This window comes from Rothia sp. HMSC036D11 (genome assembly GCF_001814205.1).
Lineage (GTDB): Bacteria > Actinomycetota > Actinomycetes > Actinomycetales > Micrococcaceae > Rothia > Rothia dentocariosa.
The window spans coordinates 122,827-138,835 of the sequence record NZ_KV815302.1; the positions used below are offsets into that span (position 1 = coordinate 122,827).

A 16,009-nucleotide genomic window follows, 5' to 3' on the forward strand; every position below is an offset into this window, starting at 1 on the left:
GGAATAAAGAGCCTTTTTAGCAGGTTGTCAGGGATGCCCCACAAGCCCACGTTCTAGGGCGGCCGCGTGCACATCATCCCAGGCTCCGGATGCTACAAGCTCGCCGTCTTCCATGACAAGTACCTCATCGACCGCCGCTAAAACCTCGGGAACCGTACGGTGCGTAATGTAAACAAACCCTTCCATACTCTCGAAAAGAGCACGCTCAACCCGTCCCGCCGTAGCGTGGTCCAACCCAGTGGTAAGCTCATCCACAATATAGAAAGAGCGTTCGTGCAGGAGCATACGTGCAAGCAAGATACGCTGTTTCTCTCCGCCGGAAAGCGATCTCAAATCGTCGCTCAGCATATAATCAAGACCCTTCGCGGAAGCCCATTCGCCCAGACCTGCGCGCTCACAAGCCCAGAGAATCTGCACATCCGGCACCGACGGATCATACAGGCGAATATTTTCGCGCAAACTATCGTGCAGCAGATGACTATCCTGCGCGAGCAGCCCTAGGGAGGCATGCATATCCTGTTCGGCAATCTCACGCAGATCGCGCGTCTGCCCAGATTCGTGTACCTCAATAGTTCCGCTGTATTCGGGGTGATTTCCAAAAAGAGGTTTGAAAAGCGTAGATTTGCCCGAGCCGGATGCGCCAATCACCAGATACTTTTTACCAGTCTCAAATATGAAACTCACGCCATAACCCGCCGACTTTTCGCCCAGCGGCTTGACGTCACGATAGGTAATCGCATCCAGTGTGAGAGGCTCGCCTGATCGGTAATCTTCCACAGCGGGTACTTCCGCATCAATCTTGCGAATAATCTCACGACCTGCATAATACTGGGTCAGCAAACCCGTAGACATAAACAGCGGCATGCAAATCATACCGGTCAACTGGGCAAAAGCGACCACCTCGCCCACGCTCGATAGCCCCGAGAGCACCAACGCCCCACCGGCAAGCCACGTTCCCAAATACAGAAGTTTCGTGAACATACTATTGACGGCGTCTACACGCTCCTGCGTGCGCTGATAACTCTGCGCTGCCACGTACCATTCACTCAATTCTTCAGAAAAGCGTTTAGCCACGAATGAGTATGCGCCCAGAATCTTCCACCCCAAAGCGCTGCGGAGCGTATCACCGCTAACCTCGTTCAATGCGTCGGTCCGCGAGGCATAAACTTTCGTCACGGCGCCGATACGTTTTCGAGTCAGCATCGGCATCAAACCCACCGGCAGACTCAGCGCAAGAACAGCGCACGCCATGAAAGGGTTCAGAATAAAAGCAGCCACAATGGCGAGAATAAGCTGCGTGGCAAGGTACCCGCCCCAGAAAATAACGTCAATATAGTTGGTTTTAATGTTTTCAAGCTGACTCGTGAACTGCGAAAAATAATATTCCGAACTCCTGCCCGTCAACCGCGCTACGGGAGAAAGCCCGATGCGGCGGAACAATTCTGCACGCAGATTATTCTGAATCTGCACCCCAGCGAGAGCGGCACGGTACTGGCGTGCGTAATGAAAAAATGTATCGACGATAAGGTATACGGGCACGGCAAGAAACATCAGGAGAAAAAGCTTACGATCGCCCGTGATAACGGCATCGGAAAGGTACTTGATGAGCACACTTTCAAGCACCGAACTTACAGCAAGCACAAGAGTAAGCACGATAAGCATTAGGAGGGTCCCCGAGCTGAGTCTTCGGATAACCTTCATGCTTTCCTCCCCAATCTACTATGCTGCATATCACTACTGTACCGTATGAGGGTGAATGTGCCGCGTGTCTGCTGCGGGCTTCTCCCCTTTTACTGATCGCGCTGCTGCATTGTATTCAGCATAAAAAGGCTCTTTATCCGAATAAAGCGATGAAAAATACGTTTTATTCGGATAAAGAGCCTTTTTAGAGCCCGAACAGAGATCTTATCGAGGGTGCTTAGGTAATTAGCCTTCCACGCCGCAGGCCTGCAGAATAAGCTCACGCACGCGAGCCGCATCCGCCTGGCCTCGGGTAGCTTTCATCACCTGGCCAACGATTGCACCCGCTGCTTGAACCTTACCGGCACGAATCTTATCGGCAACATCCGGCATGGCCGTCAAAGCCTCCTCAACAGCGGCGGTGAGCGCACCATCATCCGAGACCACAGCAAGACCGCGAGCCTCAACGATCTCGGCAGGCTTACCTTCGCCAGCAAGCACATGCTCCAGAACCTTACGGGCAATCTTATCGTTGATCTTACCCTCGCCGATCAGCGCTTCAAGCTCCACCACCGTTGCGGGTTCAACGCCCAAATCGGTTAGTTCAACTTCTGCCTGCTTAGCTTTGCGGGCAATTTCACCCATCCACCACTTGCGGGCAGCGGATGCGCTAGCCCCAGCGGCAATAGTCTGCTCAACAACATCAAGAGCACCGGCATTGACCACGTCACGGAACTCTTCATCTGAGTATCCCCACTCCGCCTTCAACCGGCGGCGACGTTCCGCAGGAGGCTCGGGCAGGCTTGCACGCAGCTCTTCAACCCACGCCGTCTCGGGTACCACGGGCACCAGGTCAGGTTCCGGAAAGTAGCGGTAATCGTCAGCATCAGATTTGGGACGCCCTGATGAAGTCTCACGGGTATCCTCATGCCAGTGGCGGGTTTCCTGCTGAATTTTCTCACCACGCTCCAAAATAGCAGCGTGACGGCGAATCTCATAGCGTACCGCACGTTCCACCGAGCGCAGGGAGTTAACGTTCTTCGTCTCCGAACGAGTACCGAATTTCTCGCTCCCCTTGGGCATGAGCGACACGTTTGCGTCACATCGCACGTTACCGCGTTCCATGCGAGCATCCGAGATACCCAAGCCTTTGACAATCTCACGAATCGCTGCAACATAGGCGCGTGCCAGTTCGGGCGCACGCTCGCCAGCACCCACAATCGGGCGGGTCACAATCTCGATTAGCGGCACACCAGCGCGGTTGTAGTCCACCAGCGAGAATGCCGCGCCCTGGATGCGCCCGTCGGCACCGCCCACATGGGTGAGCTTACCGGCGTCTTCCTCCATATGTGCGCGCTCAATCTCAACGGTAAAGACGGTTCCATCTTCGAGTTCCACGTCCAGCTTGCCATTCTCAGCGATGGGGCCGTGATGCTGCGAGGTCTGGAAGTTCTTCGGGGAGTCCGGGTAGAAGTAGTTTTTACGCGCAAAATACGAGATAGGTGCGATATCGCATCCCAGGGCAAGACCCAGTTTAATAGCTGATTCAACTGCAACCTTGTTCACCACGGGAAGCACACCGGGCAGCCCAAGCGAGACCGGGGTGATATTGGTGTTCGGTTCATCCCCGAAAACGTTCGGAGCGGCATCGAACATTTTGGTGTTTGTATTGAGCTCTACATGCACCTCAAAACCAAGCACCGGATCATATTTCTCGATGGCTTCTTCGAAGCTGAGGACTTCTTCACTCATTACTTGGTACCCCCAAAGTCAAAGTCGCTAATCAGATTTTCGGTGTTGGGAATGCGGGTGTAGAACGGCGCACCCCAGGTATCATTCAGAAGCGCTTCCAAACCGGCACCCACCCGGTACAGGCGTGCATCTTCGCGTGCGGGGGCGGTGAACTGTATGCCCACTGGCAATCCGTCTTCGTCAGCAACACCTGCCGGGAGCGAAATCGCGGGAACCCCTGCAAGATTTACCGGCACGGTTGCCACATCGCCCAAGTACATCGCCATGGGGTCACCTTTAGTTTTCTCACCCAGTTTGAAGGCGGTTGTTGGCGAAGTCGGAGAAACCAGCACATCGCACTTCTCAAAAGCTGCGGTGTAATCACGCTGAATAAGAGTACGCACGCGCAATGCCGCACCGTAGTGGGCATCGTAGTTACCCGCTGATAGTGCATAGGTACCCAAAATGATGCGGCGCTTAGTCTCGTCGCCAAAACCAGCTTCGCGGGTAGCTGCCATAACGCGCTCGATGGTCACCGGACCGTCTTCGGGTATAACGCGCAGACCGTACCGCACGCCGTCGTATTTTGCCAGGTTTGAAGATACCTCGGAGGACATAATCATGTAGTAAGCGCTAATCGCTTCCTTCACTGAAGGAAGGGAAACTTCTACAACCTCAGCCCCAGCCTTCTCCAGCAGCTTTAGGGCGTCGTGGAAACGGTCAAGAACGCCCTGTTGGAAGCCACTGCCGGAACCGCCACCGAGTTCTTTAATAACGCCGATGCGCATCCCTTTGAGGGATTCAGGGTTGGCACCCTCAAGAGCCTGAGCCGCAAAAGGACCGACTGGTTCATTCAAAGAGGTAGAGTCCATGGGGTCGTGACCAGCGATAGCTTCGTGAAGCATCGCGGTATCGAGCACGGTACGAGCGCAGGGACCTACTTGGTCGAGCGAAGATGCCATAGCAATTACGCCGTAGCGGGATACCGAACCGTAGGTCGGTTTTACGCCTACAGAACCGGTGAGGGAGGCAGGCTGGCGAATAGATCCGCCTGTATCAGTTCCAAGAGCTAAGGGAGCCTGGAAAGCCGCAACAGCGCTGGCAGATCCGCCGCCAGAGCCGCCGGGGGCACGATCAAGCGCCCATGGGTTACGAACTACGCCGAATGCCGAGTGCTCGTTCGAGGAACCCATAGCAAACTCGTCGAGGTTAGTCTTCCCCAAGATTGGCATGCGTGCTGCACGCACCTTGCGAGTTACGGTACCGTCATAGGGGCTCATCCATCCTTCAAGCATGCGCGATCCGGCGGTGGTGGGCTGTCCCTTTGTGACGATCAAGTCTTTAACGGCGATGGGTACACCAGCGAGCGCGGGCAACTCTTGACCTGCCGCACGGTCAGCATCAACAGCCTGCGCGGTCTCCAGGGCTTCCTCACGGTTGATGTGTAGGAAAGCGTTCAGACCACTTTTACCGTCAGCGTGGTTCTCGCTGAGTGGGGTGCCATCGGTTGCTTCAATGCGATCTATATGCGCCCGGGTAAGCTCAACGGCAGAAATCTCACCGGCTGCAAGTTTTTGAGCGGCTTCAGCCGCAGTGAGCACAATAAGTTCGTTCACGTCTTCCCCTTAGTCTTCGTCGAGAATTGCGGGCACGCGGAATTTGCCATCCTGCGCATCGGGGGCACCTGAAAGCGCCTCTTCTTGGGTGAGGGTCTGCCCCACAACATCTTCACGCAAGACGTTCTGAAGCGAAATCGGATGGCTGGTCGGGGGTATGTCTGGGGTGACGGTTTCAGACAGATGCTCCATCGAGCTGACAATAATATCGAGCTCTGCCGCCATAGCGTTGAGCTCGTCCTCGGTCATCTCGATGCGTGCCAGTTCGGCAAGGTGCTTAACCTGCTCGGTGGTGATGGCAGACATGATTCTCCGTTAGGTATACTTTCAATTCTCTATCTAGTGTACCCGCCGGCTCGCAGGTATGCTGACGTATTGGTGATCTAGCGAGAGAGTTTTTAGATTTACAGGGACTCCAAACCTATAGCCTGCACAGAATAGATTTTCGCTCTGGCATTCATAAAAGTCTGAAGTGTAAAAGGGCAGTATCGTGCCTAGACGCATATGAGCCCCACCTTCCTTTGGGAAGGTGGGGCTCATATGTCTACGTTAAGGTGAACTCCCTAAATTATGCGGGGATGTTCAGAACCTGACCGGGGAAGATCAGGTCAACGTTGTAGACAACGTCGGTGTTAGCAGCTGCGATTGCCTGGTAACCACCAGCAACGCCGAGCTGAGCAGCGATACCGGAGAGGGTATCACCGGACTGCACGGTGTAGGTGCCAGCAGCGGTTGCTGCGGGTGCCTGAGCTGCAGGTGCTGCTTCCTGAACAGGTGCTGCGGGAGCTTCCTGAGCAGGAGCCTGAGTCGTAGGTGCGGGAGCTGCAGGTGCTGCTTCCTGAACGGGCTCGGAGTAGGACTGCTGAGCCTGTGCCTGAGGTGCTACCTCCTGCTGAGCTGCACCGGGATCGGTGTAGGAGGGGGTTGCGTTACCGGACAGACCGAGCTTCGAGGAGCATGCGGGCCATGCGCCCCAGCCCTGCTGTGCAAGCAGACGCTCTGCTGCCTCAATCTGCTGTTCACGGGAAGCGTTCATGGGGGAACCGGACATGCCGACACCGTTCCAGGACTGCTGGGTGAACTGCAGACCACCGTAGAAACCGTTGCCAGTGTTGGTTGCCCAGTTACCACCGGACTCACACTGTGCCAGAGCATCCCAGGTGGATGCCGGTGCTGCGTTTGCAGCAGGCGCGGCAGCGGCTGCAGCTGCACCACCAATAGCGAGAGCAGCAACAGTACGGCGGATTGCGGAAGTGTTCTTCATAATGCTCCAAATAAGGCCATCCACGCTCACTCCGTCCCCGGAGCTTCATAGCGTTACCGCTCACCCGTTTTAACAAATTGATTACTTGTCGAGGCTCTACCATGTGAGCGGCTATCCACGTGATTCGCACTTCCGCCATAGTCGCGTATTGCGGGGTAGACGGCAGAGGCGCATCCTCACGTGGGGACGTGCGGTAGAACCGGGCATCGTTTTGGGGTTTCCGGTCCCAAAACTAAATTTCTGATTGACTCCCAATAAAGGAATCGTTCTGCAGATAAAGATAGCTGAGAAAACTCAAGATTCCAACCTCTTCTATGCTCCCAGCAAGCGTTCTGAGTTCTCACAGGGAACTCCCAGGTAAATTAACTCAGGGTAGGCTAAGTTCAAACTTTTAAAACCTCGATTCCTACTCATCCATTGCCATACCAAGGAAGCATACAAGAACGAATCTTCTATATTCTGTTTCTGGGGGTGGGCTTTATCATTTCGTAATAGTGACCCTCCACCCATTTAAAAATTTTTTAAAAAATTTTTCGCTTGCGGCGTGTTTTAAGGGTTCATGACGACATGAGTCCAAACCACTTAACAGCTCTGCGGCGCGATGGCGCGCCTTAGCATATATGCACGGTCTTTGGGAGATTATGCGCTTATGTCACCCCATATAGAGCTATTTTCGGGCGTTAACAACTCTATTACCGGGTTTCAGGACCTTCATCGCAGCACATCATGCAGCTGCGCTGCCCCACACCAAATACCAGCTACAGCGTAACCTTTCGCCGTTATTTGGTGGATAACTCGGAGTAAGAGTCCTACTCCCCCGGTGTTAGCGCATCGGGCCCGTGGGCCAAAAGTTTCGTAAACCCGTCTTCATCAAGAACCGGAATTCCCAGGGCCTCGGCCTTATCGAGTTTTGACCCCGCAGAGGCTCCGGCAACCACAAAATGGGTCTTCTTAGACACAGACCCGGAGGCACGCCCGCCCCGCACGATAATCGCTTCCTTCGCGCTGTCACGGCTATAGTTCACAAGGGTTCCGGTCACAACCACGGTCACGCCTTCGAGCGTGCGTTCTATTGACGCGTCACGCTCATCTTCCATACGCACACCGGCATCCGCCCAACGGGCAAGAACTTCGCGATGCCAATCCGTTGCAAACCATTCGATAATCGAATCGGCGATAACGCCGCCCACACCATCAACAGCCGCTAACCTATCCCGGTCAGCCTGGGCGATCGCATCCATAGAACCAAATTCGGTGGCAAGGGCTCGCGCCGCAGTTGGCCCCACATGGCGAATCGATAAGGCCACAAGCACGCGCCAGAGAGGCTGCGATTTTGCTTTCTCAAGCTCTACGAAGAGATTTTGTGTGTTCTTCGTAGGAACGGGCTCCGGCTTTGCTTTCGTGGGTTTCGTATAGAAGTATGGAACAAGCTCAAACTTGCCGGTACCCACCCCCTTGACCTTCTTCTCGCGGCGAATTTTCACATCGCGTAGGTCTTCAGCGGTGAGATCGAAGAGGAACGCCTCACTCGTGAGCGGAGGCTGCTCAGGCTCGGCGGGAGCTGTCAACGCCTTAGCCGCCTCAAAGCCGAGTGCTTCAATATCGAAAGCACCCCGCGACGCGGCGTAGTAGATGCGCTCGGTCAGCTGCGCCGGGCAGGAACGGTAATTGGGGCAGCGCATATCGACGTCGCCCTCTTTACCGGGAGCCAATGTCGTACCGCAGGAAGGACACTCGGTGGGCATAACGAACTCGCGTTCATGACCGTTACGAAGAGCAACAACAGGCCCCACGATCTCGGGAATCACGTCGCCAGCCTTACGAAGAACCACGGTGTCTCCGATAAGCACACCCTTAGCCTTCACCACATCCTGATTATGTAAGGTTGCGCGTTCAACGGTAGAGCCCGAGACAAGCACGGGTTCCATCACACCATAGGGGGTCACGCGGCCGGTACGCCCAACATCCACGCGAATATCGAGAAGCTTGGTGTTAACCTCTTCGGGCGGGTATTTGTACGCTACAGCCCAGCGCGGCACTCGCGAGGTGTACCCCAGTTGAGTCTGCGCTACAAAGTCATTGACCTTGATGACAATGCCGTCGATCTCGTGCACCAGAGAATGGCGCTTTTCACCGTACTCGGCAATATACCGAAGAATATCATCGACTGAAGTAAAAAGTTTGCTGTATGGACTGGTGGGAAGCCCCCAAGCGGCCAATTGCTCGTAGGTTTGGTACTGGGAGTTCACATCTAGCCCGGTCCGCGAGCCCACGCCGTGAACATACATGCTCAGAGGGCGCTCAGCGGTCACGGCAGAGTCTTTCTGGCGCAGGGATCCTGCCGCGGCGTTTCGGGGGTTGGCGAACGGGTTCTTCCCCTCAGACACCATTTTTTCGTTGAGTTTCTTGAAGTCTGCCGATGAAATGAAAACCTCGCCGCGTACTTCAAGCTCCGCCGGGTGGTTCTCCCCCGCTAATTTCTGTGGGATTGAGGCTATAGTGCGCACATTATGGGTTACATCCTCACCCGTAGTACCGTCACCACGAGTAGCCGCACGCACCAACACACCGTTACGATACAGCAGATTGACCGCAAGACCATCAATCTTCAGCTCCGTAAGCCACTGCGGTGCGGTGCCGGTGAGAAGACGGGTATTTTCCTCGGCCTTTGTTAGCCATGCCCGAAGCTCCTCAAGAGAAAAAACATCCTCAAGGGAGTACATGCGTACCAGATGGGTTACCGGCGAAAAAGCCTCGCTGACTTCTCCACCTACCTCTTGGGTAGGCGAATCGTTAGCAATCAACGCGGGATATTGTGCCTCAATCTGCTCAAGCCTGCGGTAGAGCCTATCGTATTCGGCATCCGAGAGAGTCGGGGCATCTGCCTGATAGTAGTCATGCCGAGCGGCGCGAATAGTATCGGTCAGCTCAGCATATTCGGCGCGAATAGTATCGGTCAGCTCAGCGCTCGAATCTAGCGCCTTGAGGGCACGGTCAAGGGATGCGGGAGTTTCAGCAAGATTTTCAGTCACCCCACTAGTCTAACCGTTCACTTTCCCCGATGCGCTGGTTAATGTCACAGGGAAAGACTAGTCTTGCGCTTCTATGGCGTCAGCAACAATCACGGTAATATTATCGCGACCGCCCGAGCGCAGCGCCTCATGCTGTAGCACATCGGCGGCATCTTGCGGGTGACGTATAGAAGTAAGAACACGCGCCATATATTCATGGGAAAGCTCGCCAGAAAGACCGTCCGAGCAGAGCATCAGGCGGTCGCCCGCTCGTGCGGGAAGCACCCAAAAATCGGGTTCCCAAAAATTACCTGTACCTAGTGCACGGGTAATCACATTTCTGCGCGGGTGTGTTAGGGCTTCAAGCTGAGTAATCTGCCCTTCATCCACCAGATATTGAACCTCAGAGTGATCAGTAGTGACTTGCTCAAGAGATACATTGCCCTCGTTGCCCGGCAGGCGTTCCATTTCAGCATGGTGAATACCATCGTCTTCACGCATCAACCGGTATGTACGAGAATCGCCAATATTAAAGACAACCCACAGGTACTGCTGACCTATATTGGTAAGCCACGCGCCGGTTACGGTGGTACCGCCTGAACGCGAGAGCGCATCTTTAATACTATCGTTCGTTTCACCCAAAATCTCACGTGTGCGATCAAGGGCACGCACAATTTCATGGTTCAGTTCATTTGTTAAACGACGATGACGCTGCTTTGAATTTTTATCTTGGTAGTCCTGTTTAATCTTTTCGACACGCTGGCGGTAGTTTTCTTGTTCTTCTTCGCTCATACCGCCGGGTCGAGTAAAAAAATGCGAATACGCCAGCTGACGTACACACAACCGCGATGCGACCTCTCCCGCTTCGTGACCGCCCATACCGTCGGCCACCACGCATAGAGACCCCGCTACGGCCATCGAGTCCTCGTTGTTGTCACGATGAGCCCCACGATGAGTCGCACCACCGGTGCGCAGGGTCAGGTTCAAGGGAGTTGCCATGATGTATCGTTCTCCGTTATGTAACTAGCGCCGGGCGTAACCGCCACAGGGTCTACATTACCAAAGCTACGCACGTTGCGTGTGCCTTGGTACGTCAGAGTAAAGCGGTCGCCATACTCTTTGAGCGTTTCGGCGGTCTCGCTATCGGTCAGCACAGAACCGGGTTCCGCGAGAGATACCAGCCGTGAAGCAAGGTTTACGCTCGAACCATAAACATCTCCACGATTCGCCAGGACCTCGCCCCAAATAAATGCTACACGCACTTCTGGCAGTTCAGGGTCTTTTCCGATTTGCTCCGCCAGTTTCAGACTGATCTCGGCGATAGCCTCGGGAGCCTCCGTGAGGAAGAAAACTTCATCGCCTAGAGTCTTAATGATGCGCCCGCCGCTTGGAGCAATAATATCGAGGCAGCTTTGCTCAAAACGGTTGATAAGACGCGCCAATTCGGGAGCACTCAGGTTACGAACCAGGGAGGTATACGACACCAAATCCACGAAACCTACACCCCGCACGAGGGGGAGCTGAGCTGGCTCCGACCCCAGCTTTTTATTCTCGCGCAGAGCGAGACGAAGAACACCCGTATACATTTGACGACGATAAGCGTAGAGCGCGAGTTCTTCGAGAACCGGCATGAGATCTGCAAGACGGAAAAGAAGCTGACGGCGTGCCTGCGCATCGTCTACACCATCACGATCCATAATGTCGTGCACCAGTGTTTCAATCTGCCACGCCACAATGCGATCGGTCAGCTGCCCTACGGACCGTGTCAAAGAGACAATGCTCTCTTCCGCAACAAGATTCGTTCGGTTGAGATTCTCCAGGTCTTCGAGCATATTGACGTCGAGTTCCGTGAAATGGGGATCGGCGGCGTGAATATCAGGAAAACCCATATTGCGCCAGATCCGGCGAGCATCTTCAAGGCTCATCTGCGCGGCAGCAGCGGCTTCTCCAGGTTTATACCGGCGGCCCTCTCCCAGCAGAGCGCGTTCAAGCACGCGCACGCCTTCTTTTGAGGTTTCGTCACGGTAAATATTGTTTTGCGCTAGATTCTGCAGAATACGCAGATTCAACATCTGGGTTTCAGGACCCAACGTTCGGGGATTCTTATACGGGGTAGCCTCAACGCTATCGCCAGATAGGCTCTCATGAGTCATAGGCGTTGAGTTCTCCTTCCTTGTCCCCTGGATATATGCAGCACACTGTATTCGGGTGCAATATTTCACATTAAGAATACCCGTGTGCTCTTCCGGGCAGACATAAAAAGTATGCTTGCCCACATTATTCTACCCTTACCAGGCAAAAATCTCGCCCGCTAGACCCTAAACATAACTAACACGTAACGGATAGTAGTCCTGCCAGGCATGCTCGACAATATTCCGGAACCGTTCGGGGTTTGGAAGGTGCATAAGCTGGTGCCGAAACCCTCCTGCATAATCAACGTGGAAAGAACCGTACCCCATCCAAGCGCCCAGGCTACTCTGCGAAACCCAACGATTTCCCATGCCGTCAAGCAGCAAGGATATGTCAGCCTTACGACGCATCAGGCCCTTAATAATCATGATGCGATGCGTGGTGATAGCGTACCGTGTGACAGACCAGCGCCATATCTTACGAAGAGCCACCAGAGCGGTAACCGCAGCTACCACGCTGCCCGCCCAGAAGAGCAGCCCCGATGATCGTGCGGTCGAAGCAAAACTTGCTGAGGTAAAGGCCACCAGCAGGTAGACGAAGGCTCCCACAAGAGCGCCGGGATGAGCCCTCGTTAGGATAATGGTCTGTTCGCCGGGGTAGAGTTTGCCACGCAGTTTCATGCTTATGCCTTTGCAGAAGTATTAGGGGTTATCTCAGACGGTGCTAGCGTTGGAGAATCTTCCTGTCTGAGGGCAGGATAAAAATTACCGTAGCTTCCATCTGCCGGACGCAAATGTTCAATGTCTCCTACGGAATAGGCCTGCACGGCACCGGTTGTATCACGAATTAGGATGCGCCCTTGAGCATCAAGATCGGTTGCGACTCCGGTGACGATGCGTCCATCAGGAAGGTGCACCGATACCTCGGCTCCCAGCGTCACCGTGGCGGCACGTGCCTGATCAAGCAGAGACTGTCCGCACAACAAAGTTTTTTGGGGGTCTCCCCCAACACTTACAAACTCACGATAGCGACGGGCAAAAATGGTCAGCATACGGTTCAAAACCACATGATTATCAACGGGTTCACCGCGTTGGATAAGAGCGCTCGTGGCGGTCGGTACAGGCACCTGGTCTTCACGCATATTCAGGTTCTGCCCAATCCCCACGACAATGCTCAGGCGCTCTTTCTCCCCCGGCGCTTGAGTCGGTTCGCTCAGGAGCAGGGCGAGAATACCGCATGCCTTACGACCTTGAATGACCAGATCATTGGGCCATTTTAAGCCGGCATCAAGCCCCAGTTCACGCCAGACATCAAGCACGCTCAGCCCGGCAAGCATGGTCAGCCAATGGTAGCTTGTGATCGGCAGCTGCTGCCCAATACCAGCATGGGGGCGCACCACAATGCTGGTGGCTAAGCAAGTACCTGCAGGAGCTGTCCACGAGCGGTCCATACGTCCTTTTCCGGCAGTCATATAAAGGGTGGTAAAAACCGACAATTCCCCCAATTCGGTACGTTCGCATGGTTCCCCGCGTGTAAGGCGCCGAACAATTTCGGTGTTCGTCGTATCGACAACATCGTAAACACGCACGAAGCTGTACCCTGCCTCACGTGCTTCGGGGAGAATACGGGACGGATCAAGGATTGCAGGCCTCTGGTCTGGTAGCGACATATGTACCATCATAGTGGCTCGGAGCCTTGTACGGTCTGTACATCGTGATGCCGTACTCTCACAAGGGTGTGAGATAGTAGAGTAACTGGGGTCTACGCCCTGCGCGTACCCTTGGAGACAGATAACCACCGGTAAATACCATAGGAAAGGAACCCGCCATGGCATACTATGTCATTTCTTACGTCTACGGAGACCCAGCCCTTCAGGATGCACATCGTCCGGCGCACCGTGAATACCTCTCTACACGCGTCCAGGAAGGTACGATCGTAGTTTCCGGTCCGCTTCTGAAAGACTCGGTGTCCGTAGGTGCTCTCCTGATCGCTCAAGTTGATTCTTTTGATGCCGCCGAGACCATCGTCAAGAACGACCCCATGAAAATTGGCGGTGCCGTCGAGTCCTACACTATCGGCGAGTGGAACCCGGTTCTGGGCAGCATCCGCTAGTTTTACCCCTCAATACCGTTTTCGACCCGCCGCTTTGTGCCCTCACCAGGCAACGAACCGGCGGGTTTATCACGATGGGGCATAGGAATCTGACCGGCAACACGTATAACGAAAATACGCGGGTACCTGGCACCATGACCGTCCCGCACACTATAGTTGATAGGGTAGCTTTTCTAGCCTGAGAAAACCTACTATCTGTATCGACACCGCACGTCATAAACACCCTCTACCCATGATGCGTGCCGCACGAATCGAGGAATACATGTCTGAGAACACTCAGGAATACGACTTGAGTACGACCGCCGGTAAACTCGCCGATTTTTATGCTCGTCGCGAGCAGACCCTTGCCCCCGGCGGGCAGGCCGCTGTAGATAAACAGCATGCACGCGGTAAGAATACGGCACGCGAGCGCATCGACATGATTCTCGATGAGGGTTCTTTTGTAGAGTTTGATGCCTTAGCTCGCCACCGTACCACGGCTTTCGGTATGGACAAGAAAAAACCCCTCGGTGACGGCTTAGTTTCGGGCTACGGCACCATTGATGGGCGTCTTGTCGCTATCTATTCTCAAGATTTTACGGTGTACGGGGGTTCGCTCTCGCAGGTGAACGGCGAGAAGATCGTGAAGGTGCAGAAGTTTGCCCTCAAGAATGGCTGCCCGGTGATCGGCATTAACGATGGCGGCGGGGCTCGCATCCAGGAGGGGGTGGCCTCTCTGGCGCTGTTTGCCGATATTTTCCGGATGAATGTGCGTTCTTCGGGCGTTATTCCACAGATTTCAATTATCATGGGACCCTGCGCAGGTGGTGCCGCATACTCCCCCGCGCTCACTGATTTTATTGTGATGGTCGATAAAACCTCGCATATGTTTATCACGGGTCCGGACGTTATTAAGGCGGTCACCGGTGAGCAGGTTGACATGGAAACCTTGGGCGGCGCCCGTCAGCATAATGCAATGACCGGCACGAGTGCCTACCTTGCCGAAGATGAAGAAGACGCTTTCGATTTCGTGCGGGAGCTTTTGGAATTCTTGCCCTCCAATAACCTGTCAGAGTCGCTGCCGTTGGATCATGACCAGGAGTTTGAGGTCGTGGTGGATGATCTGGATCTTGATACTCTCATCCCCGATTCTGCGAATCAGCCTTATGATATGCGCGATGTGATCGAGTCCGTGGTTGATGATGGGCATTTCTTCGAGCTTCAGGCGTTATTCGCCCCGAATGTCATGATTGGTTATGCCCGTGTGGAGGGTCGCACGGTGGGTATTGTGGCAAATCAACCTACACAGTTTGCGGGATGTCTCGATATTGCCGCCGCTGAGAAGGCTGCGCGTTTTGTGCGTAATTGCGATGCTTTCAATATTCCGATTTTGACGTTTGTGGACGTTCCCGGATTCTTGCCGGGTACGGATCAGGAGTTCAACGGTATTATTCGCCGCGGTGCTAAACTGCTCTACGCCTATGCGGAGGCGACTGTACCGCTCATTACAATCATTACTCGCAAGGCTTTTGGTGGCGCATATATTGCGATGGGGTCAAAAACCCTGGGAGCCGATATTAACATGGCGTGGCCTACCGCCCAGGTGGGTGTGCTTAATGGTCAGGGTGCGGTCAATATTCTTTATCGTCGTGATCTTGCCGCAGCTGCGGAGGCTGGCGAAGATGTTGAGGGACGCCGTTCTGAGCTGATCGAGCAGTATGAGGAAGAGATTCTGAACCCGTACCAGGCCGCCGAGTTGGGGTATGTGGATGAGGTTATCGCTCCGCATGAGACCCGTGTGCGTATTATCTCTTCTCTTCGCGCGCTACATGATAAACGTGCCGCTATGCCAGCGAAGAAGCATGGGAATATTCCGCTGTAGTTCTTGACCGCTCTTAGATCACGTTGTGATGCAGTACTGACCGGAGTTCGAACCAAGATACTGCATTATCGGTTATTTATTGTCAGGAGGCGCCTGTGGCAGGCTACAATCCGCTGAATTATTTCTCTTTCGGGAAGAAGAAGGATGCTCCTACGACTCCCAAAGAGTCCGCTGATCAGGTTTTACCGCGGGACGGCACTTCGGAGGCTGCCCCGCACGCTGATACCGTGGATCCTGCGGACATTCAGGATGATTCACAATCTTCCGAGCAGCCTCTGCTGCGTGTTATCAAGGGTAATCCGACGGTTGAGGAGATTGCCGCACTCACCGTATTGGTAGCTTCATATCAGAGTTCGCAGGCTCAGCAGGAGCACAATTCGATTCTGACGGCGGCTTCTCGTTTGCTTAACCGGCGTCAGCGGCTGGGGGCTTCGCTGCGTCCCGGTCCGGGATCGTGGCGTAGAGCCCGCCCGATGTAATCTTGCCTTCAATGCGGCAAAATATCGAGTCTCGTGCGCTATAACGTACGAGGCTCGACGTATATGAAGAGAAATATGTATGGCTTCTCTGGAAGATATTTAGATGCCCTATATACTAGGTATAT

The 16,009-nt window shown here is 54.3% G+C and carries 13 protein-coding genes; 3 read left to right on the plus strand and 10 right to left on the minus strand.

Annotated elements, in window-relative coordinates; genetic code table 11:
* Positions 1 to 27: 27 nt before the first annotated feature.
* The 10 genes from HMPREF2958_RS07000 to HMPREF2958_RS07045 all read right to left on the minus strand — a co-directional run bounded on the left by HMPREF2958_RS07000 (position 28) and on the right by HMPREF2958_RS07045 (position 13,101).
* Entirely contained in the window at positions 28 to 1,701 is a 1,674-nt protein-coding gene (locus tag HMPREF2958_RS07000; protein WP_070697500.1) for an ATP-binding cassette domain-containing protein, read from the minus strand.
* 225 nt (positions 1,702 to 1,926) lie between these two features.
* Complete coding sequence (gene gatB, locus HMPREF2958_RS07005) at positions 1,927 to 3,432, minus strand: Asp-tRNA(Asn)/Glu-tRNA(Gln) amidotransferase subunit GatB (RefSeq protein ID WP_070697501.1); 1,506 nt, start codon at positions 3,430 to 3,432, stop codon at positions 1,927 to 1,929.
* Positions 3,432 to 5,027 (minus strand): Asp-tRNA(Asn)/Glu-tRNA(Gln) amidotransferase subunit GatA, encoded by a 1,596-nt coding sequence (gene gatA, locus HMPREF2958_RS07010; RefSeq protein ID WP_070697502.1) that lies wholly within the window; start codon positions 5,025 to 5,027, stop codon positions 3,432 to 3,434. Before gatA ends, gatB begins: the two co-directional genes overlap by 1 nt.
* A 9-nt stretch (positions 5,028 to 5,036) precedes the next feature.
* On the minus strand, positions 5,037 to 5,333 hold the full coding sequence (gene gatC / locus HMPREF2958_RS07015; RefSeq protein ID WP_004006192.1) for an Asp-tRNA(Asn)/Glu-tRNA(Gln) amidotransferase subunit GatC: 297 nt from the start codon (positions 5,331 to 5,333) through the stop codon (positions 5,037 to 5,039).
* Between the two features lie 262 nt (positions 5,334 to 5,595).
* A complete protein-coding gene (locus HMPREF2958_RS07020; protein WP_172461385.1) occupies positions 5,596 to 6,291 on the minus strand; it encodes a transglycosylase family protein in 696 nt (231 codons plus the stop codon).
* An 809-nt stretch (positions 6,292 to 7,100) separates the two neighbouring features.
* Positions 7,101 to 9,251: an NAD-dependent DNA ligase LigA gene (ligA, locus tag HMPREF2958_RS07025; protein WP_246828075.1), complete on the minus strand. Its 2,151-nt coding sequence runs from the start codon at positions 9,249 to 9,251 to the stop codon at positions 7,101 to 7,103.
* Between the two features lie 129 nt (positions 9,252 to 9,380).
* Positions 9,381 to 10,301 (minus strand): PP2C family protein-serine/threonine phosphatase, encoded by a 921-nt coding sequence (locus tag HMPREF2958_RS07030; protein WP_004006189.1) that lies wholly within the window; start codon positions 10,299 to 10,301, stop codon positions 9,381 to 9,383.
* Positions 10,286 to 11,455 (minus strand): adenylate/guanylate cyclase domain-containing protein, encoded by a 1,170-nt coding sequence (locus HMPREF2958_RS07035; RefSeq protein WP_070697504.1) that lies wholly within the window; start codon positions 11,453 to 11,455, stop codon positions 10,286 to 10,288. Before HMPREF2958_RS07035 ends, HMPREF2958_RS07030 begins: the two co-directional genes overlap by 16 nt.
* 165 nt (positions 11,456 to 11,620) lie before the next feature.
* The gene (locus tag HMPREF2958_RS07040) at positions 11,621 to 12,112 is read right to left on the minus strand and encodes a PH domain-containing protein (protein WP_048778631.1); all 492 of its coding nucleotides are present in this window, start codon (positions 12,110 to 12,112) and stop codon (positions 11,621 to 11,623) included.
* Positions 12,113 to 12,114: 2 nt separating this feature from the next.
* Entirely contained in the window at positions 12,115 to 13,101 is a 987-nt protein-coding gene (locus HMPREF2958_RS07045; protein WP_168165965.1) for a biotin--[acetyl-CoA-carboxylase] ligase, read from the minus strand.
* Positions 13,102 to 13,259: 158 nt separating this feature from the next.
* On the opposite strand from HMPREF2958_RS07045, the gene HMPREF2958_RS07050 reads away from it, so the two are divergent.
* The 3 genes from HMPREF2958_RS07050 to HMPREF2958_RS07060 all read left to right on the plus strand — a co-directional run bounded on the left by HMPREF2958_RS07050 (position 13,260) and on the right by HMPREF2958_RS07060 (position 15,884).
* Complete coding sequence (locus HMPREF2958_RS07050; protein WP_004006185.1) at positions 13,260 to 13,544, plus strand: YciI family protein; 285 nt, start codon at positions 13,260 to 13,262, stop codon at positions 13,542 to 13,544.
* Between the two features lie 262 nt (positions 13,545 to 13,806).
* Positions 13,807 to 15,405, plus strand: coding sequence for an acyl-CoA carboxylase subunit beta (locus tag HMPREF2958_RS07055; protein ID WP_070523040.1), 1,599 nt, complete (start codon positions 13,807 to 13,809; stop codon positions 15,403 to 15,405).
* Positions 15,406 to 15,500: 95 nt separating this feature from the next.
* Positions 15,501 to 15,884, plus strand: a complete 384-nt coding sequence (locus HMPREF2958_RS07060) for an acyl-CoA carboxylase subunit epsilon (protein WP_070697506.1) — start codon at positions 15,501 to 15,503, stop codon at positions 15,882 to 15,884.
* Positions 15,885 to 16,009: the final 125 nt, after the last annotated feature.

What these genes read in the sequence shown, in the direction of transcription:
- HMPREF2958_RS07000 (WP_070697500.1), bottom strand. Translation starts at nt 1,701, where the DNA reads ATGAAGGTTATCCGAAGACTCAGCTCGGGGACCCTCCTAATGCTTATC.
- gatB (WP_070697501.1), bottom strand. Translation starts at nt 3,432, where the DNA reads ATGAGTGAAGAAGTCCTCAGCTTCGAAGAAGCCATCGAGAAATATGAT.
- gatC (WP_004006192.1), bottom strand. Translation starts at nt 5,333, where the DNA reads ATGTCTGCCATCACCACCGAGCAGGTTAAGCACCTTGCCGAACTGGCA.
- HMPREF2958_RS07020 (WP_172461385.1), bottom strand. Translation starts at nt 6,291, where the DNA reads ATGAAGAACACTTCCGCAATCCGCCGTACTGTTGCTGCTCTCGCTATT.
- HMPREF2958_RS07030 (WP_004006189.1), bottom strand. Translation starts at nt 10,301, where the DNA reads ATGGCAACTCCCTTGAACCTGACCCTGCGCACCGGTGGTGCGACTCAT.
- HMPREF2958_RS07035 (WP_070697504.1), bottom strand. Translation starts at nt 11,455, where the DNA reads ATGACTCATGAGAGCCTATCTGGCGATAGCGTTGAGGCTACCCCGTAT.
- HMPREF2958_RS07040 (WP_048778631.1), bottom strand. Translation starts at nt 12,112, where the DNA reads ATGAAACTGCGTGGCAAACTCTACCCCGGCGAACAGACCATTATCCTA.
- HMPREF2958_RS07045 (WP_168165965.1), bottom strand. Translation starts at nt 13,101, where the DNA reads ATGTCGCTACCAGACCAGAGGCCTGCAATCCTTGATCCGTCCCGTATT.
- HMPREF2958_RS07050 (WP_004006185.1), top strand. Translation starts at nt 13,260, where the DNA reads ATGGCATACTATGTCATTTCTTACGTCTACGGAGACCCAGCCCTTCAG.
- HMPREF2958_RS07055 (WP_070523040.1), top strand. Translation starts at nt 13,807, where the DNA reads ATGTCTGAGAACACTCAGGAATACGACTTGAGTACGACCGCCGGTAAA.